The 8,592-nt window shown below is 47.1% G+C and carries 6 protein-coding genes; 3 read left to right on the top strand and 3 right to left on the bottom strand.

Annotation, left to right across the window (positions count from 1 at the left end):
* Positions 1-1,737 (top strand): CHAT domain-containing protein (locus QUA83_RS26020; RefSeq protein ID WP_333296826.1); only part of this gene is annotated, 1,737 nt, incomplete at its 5' end.
* 396 nt (positions 1,738-2,133) lie between these two features.
* Here the strand turns inward: QUA83_RS26020 and QUA83_RS26015 are convergent.
* The gene (locus QUA83_RS26015; protein WP_333296825.1) at positions 2,134-2,547 is read right to left on the bottom strand and encodes a hypothetical protein; all 414 of its coding nucleotides are present in this window, start codon (positions 2,545-2,547) and stop codon (positions 2,134-2,136) included.
* Positions 2,548-2,559: 12 nt separating this feature from the next.
* On the opposite strand from QUA83_RS26015, the gene QUA83_RS26010 reads away from it, so the two are divergent.
* Positions 2,560-2,763 (top strand): hypothetical protein, encoded by a 204-nt coding sequence (locus tag QUA83_RS26010; RefSeq protein WP_333296824.1) that lies wholly within the window; start codon positions 2,560-2,562, stop codon positions 2,761-2,763.
* 118 nt (positions 2,764-2,881) lie between these two features.
* Here QUA83_RS26010 and ligA read toward each other — a convergent pair whose 3' ends face one another.
* Together ligA and QUA83_RS26000 are read right to left on the bottom strand one after the other, a co-directional pair.
* Positions 2,882-4,906: an NAD-dependent DNA ligase LigA gene (gene ligA, locus QUA83_RS26005; RefSeq protein ID WP_333296823.1), complete on the bottom strand. Its 2,025-nt coding sequence runs from the start codon at positions 4,904-4,906 to the stop codon at positions 2,882-2,884.
* Positions 4,907-5,306: 400 nt separating this feature from the next.
* Complete coding sequence (locus QUA83_RS26000) at positions 5,307-6,287, bottom strand: Npun_R2479 family HD domain-containing metalloprotein (RefSeq protein ID WP_333296837.1); 981 nt, start codon at positions 6,285-6,287, stop codon at positions 5,307-5,309.
* Positions 6,288-6,573: 286 nt separating this feature from the next.
* Between QUA83_RS26000 and QUA83_RS25995 the strand changes: the two genes are divergently transcribed.
* Positions 6,574-8,319, top strand: a complete 1,746-nt coding sequence (locus QUA83_RS25995; protein WP_333296836.1) for an alpha/beta hydrolase — start codon at positions 6,574-6,576, stop codon at positions 8,317-8,319.
* The last annotated feature ends 273 nt before the right edge of the window (positions 8,320-8,592 follow it).

The raw sequence follows: 8,592 nt of genomic DNA, 5'->3' as shown, positions 1-8,592 counted from the left end.
ACTCCAACTCCGACTCCAGTTGTCACTCCCACTCCGGTAGTAACTCCAACTCCGACTCCAGTTGTCACTCCCACTCCGGTAGTAACTCCAACTCCGACTCCAGTTGTCACTCCCACTCCCACTCCAAGTGTCACTCCCACTCCAGTTGTCACTCCAACTCCCACTCCAAGTGTCACTCCAACTCCGACTCCGAGTGTCACTCCCACTCCCATCGATCCTACGGAAATACAAGTGCCCGTAGCTGTCCTCACACCAACATCGCCCGCACCCGCAGCTACACCCGCACCCGCACCGTCAACCTCCGATGTACAAGAGTTTAAACGCCCCGAAATTCGATCGCTAGACAATCTCGGTGTTGCTACTGCCGATCATCGAGTTTTAACCATCGATCCAAGTATCACCAGTCAATTACCCGCGGGCATCGTAGCATCTTCACCAGCATCCCAACAAGCACTAACAGTTAACCCTACTTCTAATTTAGTTCTGGGATATGTTCCGCCTCCCGATCGACTTTTTGAAGGTAACGACATACAGAAAACAGTTTGGGGAATCGAAGAAATGAGAAATCAAGAATTTGCAGAATACCTGGGGGTAGAAGCCAACATCCTAGAGGAAAAAACCTTGATTTCGACATCCCAACAAACTTTACAAAATATCGAACAGCAAACCGGCAAGCGGTCTGGTATTATCTACATGGTCTCACGAGAAGATCGACTAGAAATAATTTTAGTTCCTCCTGCCGGGTGGCCGATTCATTACAGCGTCCCCGAAGCCAACAGAGCAGCTCTTTTCCCCACCGTCCAGGAGTTGCGCGCTGAAATCACCAATCCCGCAAAACGCGATAGTACCAGTTATCTAGCCGCCGCCCAGCAACTATATAAATGGGCGATCGCACCTCTAGAAAAAGACTTACAAAACTTAGGAATTCACACTTTATTACTGTCAGTCGATCCCGGATTGCGAAGCCTGCCCTTTGCGGCTTTGCACGACGGTAAAGGCTTCTTGATGGAAAAATACAGTTTTAGCCTAATTCCGAGTTTTAGCTCGACTAATACCGATTATAAAGCTGTTAGAGACGCCACAGTGCTAGCAATGGGAAGGTCAGAATTTGTTGACCAACAGCCCTTGCCCAATGTGCCGATCGAACTGCAGGCGATTTCGGCTCAGTGGCAAAGTCCATCTTTCCTCAATTCTGCTTTCACTTTAGATAATCTCACGTCGGAACACACCAAGGGAGGATTTCGGATCGTTCACCTAGCAACTCACGCTGAATTCAAACCGGGAAAAGCAAGCAATTCCTACATTCAACTGTGGAATTCCAAATTGCAGCTCGATCGCATGGAGAGTTTAAATTGGCGCAATCCGCAGGTAGACTTGTTAGTATTAAGTGCTTGTAGAACTGCTGTGGGCGATCGGGAAGCAGAGTTAGGTTTTGGAGGTTTAGCAGTAAAATCCGGCGCGAAATCTGCTTTAGGGAGTTTGTGGTATGTTGACGATGGAGGCACCTTGGCGCTGATGAGCGAATTTTACCATCAGTTGCGAGGAACCACAACTAAAGCAGAAGCTTTGCAACTGGCTCAACAAGCAATAATGTCCGGTAAAGTGAGGCTGGAAAACGGACAGTTAGTAACAACAGGCGGCCAGTTAAATTTACCTGCTAATTTACAACAAGCAAACCAAAATTTTTCTCATCCTTATTATTGGAGTAGTTTCACAATGATCGGAAGCCCTTGGTAAGCTGCCATTTTTATCTTTCTGTCTCCGCTTCTTAGGGACGAAAGTTTCTACAGTAGCGGCAATGCCCGCTTGGGGTGGTTGGGGCGGTTCGCCCGTGGCTGCCGCAATTTCAACCGCCGACCCAGGGGATTTTGAACTCTATTTCTGCTTCATCACCACCAAAGTAATATCATCAAAAACCTTTGGATCGCCAATATACTGCCGGACATCATCTATCACAGATTACCTAATGGCAATAGCAGGTAAGTCAGCTTACCTGCTAATTTACAACAAGAAAAACAAGAGTTTTCTGATCTTTATTGCTGGAGTATTTTCACTGTGGGAGTTTTTTTGTAAGTCCCATATTTTCAGTAGCAAATCTGTTCCTTCAACAATCATCTCTAACCCGCAGATAGTCTATCTAGGGTTGATTTGTCTCGGATTTGGTGCGGCAGTTCCGTAATTGACTCGACAGCCGATATTGAACAAACTCGAACTGCACTCAAGAGGAACAATCTGCTGATCGAGGAGGGCGCTGCAACTGACATACTCGTCGTTATTAGTATCTCTTACCATACATTCGATCGGGTTAGCTCCCGATCGCGCCGACCAACTCTTCATACCTACGACTGCAATCATATGCTGCCAGTAGAAAGCAAATAGCAAAACTCCCAAAAGTACAGCAACGGCTAATCCTGCTTTCAACTTCCAACTATTTAGGACATTTCCCACACTGTTTTTCAAGTTTTCCACCCCAGAAATTGAGCTTTCGGTAGTTGTTTCTGGAGTTGGCAAGTTTGTTTGTGTTTGTTCTGCTGGAATTTCCGACATAATGTATCTCCTATGATTGCTGGGATTTGGCTAAGCTGGCAGTTGCCATCGCTATTGCAAACTTTATCAAATTTTAGCAAAACTAGCCTGTACCGACAACAGATTCGGGCAGTACCGCCGGGGAAGTATGTATATTCACCAAGTGCGATCGCGATTTCTATGCCTTTTGAGGTATTGCCCAATTCGCGATCGGATATTTTGCATCTAGGAGACTAAAATTGTTGCCGACGCCCTTTGAAAACGGCCCAAGTGAATCAGCTTTTTTTTGAACCGCAGAGGGCGCAGAGGGCGCAGAGAAAGAGCAAAGAGAGATATATTGACTTTCACCAATTATTTATGGTGTTGATAGCAGTTCCAATAACTCAGGTTCCGAAAGTAGTTTGATCCCCAAAGATTGAGCCTTTTCCAACTTAGATCCCGCATCTTCTCCCACAACCACATAATCAGTTTTAGCACTCACAGAAGTTGTGACTTTACCTCCTGCTTTTTGAATCAAATCTTTAGCTTCATCTCGTTTCAGAGTGGGCAAAGTTCCGGTAAGCACAAAGCTTTTGCCTGCAAGTTGTAAATTTGTGCTGGCTAAATCGGGATTTTTCACTTCTGACTGCAATTGCAAGCCCGCAGTTTTCAACCGTGCAATTAAACTTTGATTTGCCGGAACTCGAAACCACTGATAAACAGCTTGAGCAATCTCCGGCCCGATGCCGTAAACACCCTCAATGGATGCCGCCGATACCCCTGCTAACTCTTCTACATTTGCAAACCTTTCTGTCAGCAATTGAGCATTCACGCTGCCGACGTGGCGGATGCCCAAGCCGTAAAGTACCCGCGAATAAGGTTGATTTTTCGATTGGGCGATCGCACTTACCAACTTTTCTGCTAACTTCTTACCCATGCGTTCCAAACTCATCAATCTTTCCGCTGTCAAATCGTACAAATCCGCCGCAGAATGCACCAGATTGCTATCAACCATCTGCTGCACCAACTTTTCTCCAACACCGTTAATATCCAGAGCATCCCGGCTGCAAAAATGAATCAGCGAACCCCTCAAAATCGCTGGACAAGATGTATTGATGCAGCGAGTAACTGCCTCCCCCTTTTCCCGAACCACAGGCTGTTCGCATTCGGGACAGCAACTAGGCATTTGGAAAAGTTGAGCATTTTGGGGGCGAAGTTCCGGCAAAACTCGCACAACTTCTGGTATAATTTCCCCAGCTTTTCTGACAATTACAGTATCGCCAATATGGAGATTTAGGTCGGAAAGTCGATCGCTATTATGGAGAGAAGCCCGCGAAACCGTCGTCCCCGCCAACTGCACCGGTTTGAGTTCTGCTACAGGAGTCAGAGCCCCGGTTCTCCCTACTTGGACAGTGACAGCTTCTACTATTGTAGGCACTTCGGCAGCGGGATACTTCAGGGCGATCGCCCAACGCGGAAACCTCTGAGTAAAACCAAGTTGTTTTTGCAGCAAAACCGAATTTATCTTAACAACAACCCCATCAGTCATGTAAGGCAAATTCCGCCGTTCAGTATCCCAATATTCGTAATACTCCCGAACCTCATCCAAAGAATAGCAAATTTTGCGATTGGGATTCACCTTAAACCCCATTCGTCGCAACAATTCCAACGAATCCCACTGCGTGTTACCCTCGTCACCCCGATCTAAATGCAGAGTATAAGCAAAGAAATCCAACCTTCGCTTATCCACAATTTTAGAATCCAACTGTCGCAGCGTACCCGCCGCAGCATTGCGAGGATTAGCAAACAATTGTTCCCCTGCTTTTGCCCGTTCCCGATTAATTTCCTCAAACACAGCTAAAGACAAAAAAGCCTCTCCCCGCACTTCCACAACAGGCGGCGGATTATCTAAATTGAGCTTTAAAGGAATCGAGCGAATAGTCTTGACATTTTGAGTAATTTCCTCTCCGGCAATGCCGTCTCCCCGCGTCGCACCGCGAACTAAAATTCCATTTTCATAGGTTAACGCTAAAGCAGAACCGTCAATTTTCAATTCGCAAACATATTCAGCATTTAATTGCTGATTCTCCCCTGCTACCCTTTGCCAGCGTTCCTGCCATTTAGCAAATTCTTCAAAATTAAAAGCATTTTCCAAACTGTAGAGAGGAATATTGTGCTTGACGCTAAAAAATTGAGTAGCAGGCTGTTCTCCCACGCGCTGAGTCGGACTTTCCGCAGTAATTAATTCAGGATAATCTGATTCTAATTCTTGCAACTGGCGATAAAGTCGATCGTACACATCATCTGGCATAACCGGCGCATCGAGAACATAATAAGCATAGCTAGCTTCCTGTAGCTGCTGCCTCAACTGTTGAATTTGCTGCTGAATCTCTGCTGCCATATCGATTTAAGGTTTTCGATTTTCGATGTTAAATTTTTGATTATAACTTTCCATTTTAGCTCAAAAAAAAGGATCGAGCAACCTCTCTGCTGCCAGACCGATTTTAGATGTGAGATGAGCAATGTCAATTTGAGCTAAAAACCAAGATATAGCAACTAGAAAATCAAAACTTATCCTAATTGTCACCCTGCCCAAAAACGGATACTTACTTTCCGACAGGAGTTACCCGTCGGTCAAAATTTTCGACTCTTGTTCAACCTCCCCAATTCATTTATGGAGTAATTTTCAAATCCTTCGACTGATTCAAGGCCGAACATTTCGCCCAACCAGTCACGCCGAATTCTCAATTTTAAAATCCACTGATTCGCCTTTATAGCTGTAGAATTCAGCGCGTAACTCATCACAAATTTAAGTCTGGAAACTCGGTAAATTTCTTGTTTTCCCCGGACATGGAAGGTTGAAGATTCTCACCATCTTTTTCGCCGTTCAAGTTGCTATTGGCGCGATATTTGGTGAATTCTTGAGCGTTTGGCTTGGTGAAAGCGAGCGGTTCAGCGTGTTCTACCTGAAATACATTGGCGTAGAGGTTGGCAATAATCTGTTTGCCTCCCTGGGTCAATTCCAAGTAGTTCAAAGCTGCTGGAATGTAGGGAAAAACTCCATTCCAATAAAACTTGGCGTAATTTTGCCGCAAATCTCCCGGAGATTTGTAGCCCAAGATTTTATTAGTGCCGACTTCCTCAAATTCGTAGAACAAGGCACTTATTTTTCGCAGGTAATTTGGATCGCTCAACTGACCGATCAAATCGGCGGCTCTAGCGAGTCCAGAATAATTGTTTCTGTCTTGATGAGTTTCGCTAGCAGGAACTGGGAAGCGCGTCAATTCAATATTGCGCTTGATTTGTTCGGCATCAATTAATGTGTGGCCGCCGAAGCGTTCGTCAATTACGAGTTTTCCTCGATCGACATGATAAGGAGTTAAACTGGCTGAAGTTGCCCCGATCGGCACAGAAACCATGCCCCCGTCAATACCAGTAGCATATAGTCCCACAGCTTCTTGGTCTTGGCGGCAAACACCTTTGACGTAGCCGATATCGTGGCACAGCAGCGAAATCAGGTAGTGCAGCCAATCTTCCGGCGACACTCCCCCTTCGCGAATATGCTTGCCCCGGAGAATCTCTTGTCCCACCAAAGCCACGAGCATTGTGTGTTCCACATTGTGGTACAGAGCATCGCAATTAGCGATATTTTCCAGAGCCATAGTCCCTGCCCAGGCGATAATTTCAGGGTAGTCAGGCTTGTACTTGCCGTAGGTGCGACGGTAGCCGGCCTGCAACTCTTGCACAAAAGCGTCAATCAGGATAGCAGTTGCATTGAACATCATAAATTCTCCCACTCAGGCTGTAGTTACAAACTTGATCGAAAATATCTTGCATAGCTGAAAAAATAATCAATGGGTATTCCAGTAGGTTTGACCCCTCGGCGTTGAATTTTAAATTTCAGCTAGTCTTGTCAAATCAGAAAATTGCTTTTTTGGCTATGCTTCCCAAGATAACCTAATTTCTGAAGTATCCGAAGCAACAGATCGATTTTGGGATATTAAATTTTGACGAAACAATTTACATCGTTTCACCGACTAATTATTAGAAGTCCTAGGTGTGAAAGTTATGAACTGTCTGTTTTCGAGCCTCTCCACTGCTGCCCTTCGCACTCGGCGGTCGATCGCCCAAAAATACCTAGGATTGTGTGCATTCACTGCTGTTTGCACCGCCGCACCGGCAATGGGTGCCGAGCGAATTTACGTAACTTACGGGCCGCTAGAAGAATCAGTTCCCATTGAATCCCTGGCACTTTTCGCCAAAGAAGGCAAAATAGACTCAAACTTGGACGGCTTCGCTCAGTACGTCAAAGAATCTCAGCTAGCTGAGATTCGCAGCGCCCTGCAAGCGAGAGCTGAAATCAGCCACGTGACGATCGCCCAATTTCTCTACACACCTCAAGGAGAAGTGCTGCTGAAACGCTTGGGCCGAGTAATTCAAACCAAAGCTCGGCAGCCCGGATTTTATGCCATCCGAGCCGCCCTGATTTTAGCAGCATCAGATCCAGAAGGCCTGACCATACTCAACGTGCTGCGGAAATTCCCCACTTATGGCATCAGGATTGACATCGCTCGCGGCTTGGGTATCGCCAACGAGCTGACATCGCTGATCAACCGTTCCAATCAGACGATCGCCGGAGTCGCCCAGTTGTCCGAAGCACAAGCAGCTTTAGAACCCACCATACCGCCCGCCGAAATGCTGCAGCCCCAGCTACCGGGCCCGTATACTTGGAAAAAATCATCGGTAACTCTGACGAGTCCAAATCGCGACCGCACCTTTGATATGGACATTTACCTGCCGCAGGGCAGCCAGCAACCGGCCCCAGTAGTAGTAATTTCGCACGGTTTAGGTTCCGATCGCCTTTCCTTCGAGTATTTAGCCAAACACCTAGCCTCCTACGGCTTTGCCGTCGCCGTCCCCGAACACCCCGGCAGCAACGCCCAACAAATCCAAAACTTAGTAACAGGCAGAGCCACTGAAGTAGCAGAACCAGCAGAATTTATCAACCGCCCCCTCGACATCAAAGACCTGCTCGATTATTTAACCAAACTTTCTACAACCGATCCGGCTTACCAAAGGCAGCTCGACTTGCAGCGAGTCGGCGTCATCGGCCAGTCTTTCGGTGGCTATACAGCTTTAGCATTAGCCGGGGCAGGGATTAATTTTGCACAGCTAGACAAAGATTGCGGACTCGAAAACGATACTTGGAACCTCTCCCTACTGTTGCAGTGCCGCGCCCGCGGCCTAGAGCGCAACCAGTACAATTTTGGCGACCCGCGCATCAAAGCTGCGATCGCCGTTAACCCGATCGTCAGCAGCATTCTCGGAGAAACAAACCTCAGCAAAATCCAAATCCCAGTCATGGTAATCGCAGGCAGCGCCGATACCGTCGCCCCCGCTTTCCTCGAACAAATTCAACCGTTCACATGGCTGACATCGCCCAACAAATATCTCGTACTAATGAACAATGGGACTCACTTCTCAACGATCGAGGAATCCCCTCAAAGCCTTTTTCTGCCACCAGCACAGGTCATCGGACCCGAACCAGCTTTAGCCCGCCGCTACCTCAGCGGACTCAGCCTAGCGTTCATGGAAAGCTATTTGAACAACAAATCAAATTTCCGCCCGTATTTGGAGCCATCCTACGCTTTAAGCATCTCCAGAGACACTCTCGGACTGAGAATTTTGCGATCGCTCACCCAGCAGCAACTCCAGCAGTTCAGGATTTCTCCACCTCCTCGCATCCCTGCCTCTCCACCTGTCCTCGCTCCTGTTCCTCTACCTTCTCCACCTCCCATAGCTCCCGTTCGTTAGGGTTGAGGTGCGCCGCCTGTGCACGCTGTCGTCTATTTTCGCGCGGGGCGATGCGCCATCTCTCTCCTTTCATCAGCTTTCCTAATAACCCTCATCAGTTTAACTGTCGCCAAACCCCTTTACAAACCTTAACGATAGGCGTAATAATATAAACATCATCCGAACATTGACAACCAAATACAGCAATCATAAAACCATGACAACAACCTTACAGCAGCGCGAAAGCGCCAACGTCTGGGAACGCTTTTGTGAGTGGGTAACATCAACCGACAA

The sequence above is a fragment of the Microcoleus sp. K1-B1 genome, assembly GCF_036704705.1.
Taxonomy (GTDB): Bacteria; Cyanobacteriota; Cyanobacteriia; order Cyanobacteriales; family Microcoleaceae; genus Microcoleus.
The sequence above is the reverse complement of the archived record's forward strand: the minus strand, read 5'-3'. Positions and strand labels throughout refer to the sequence as shown.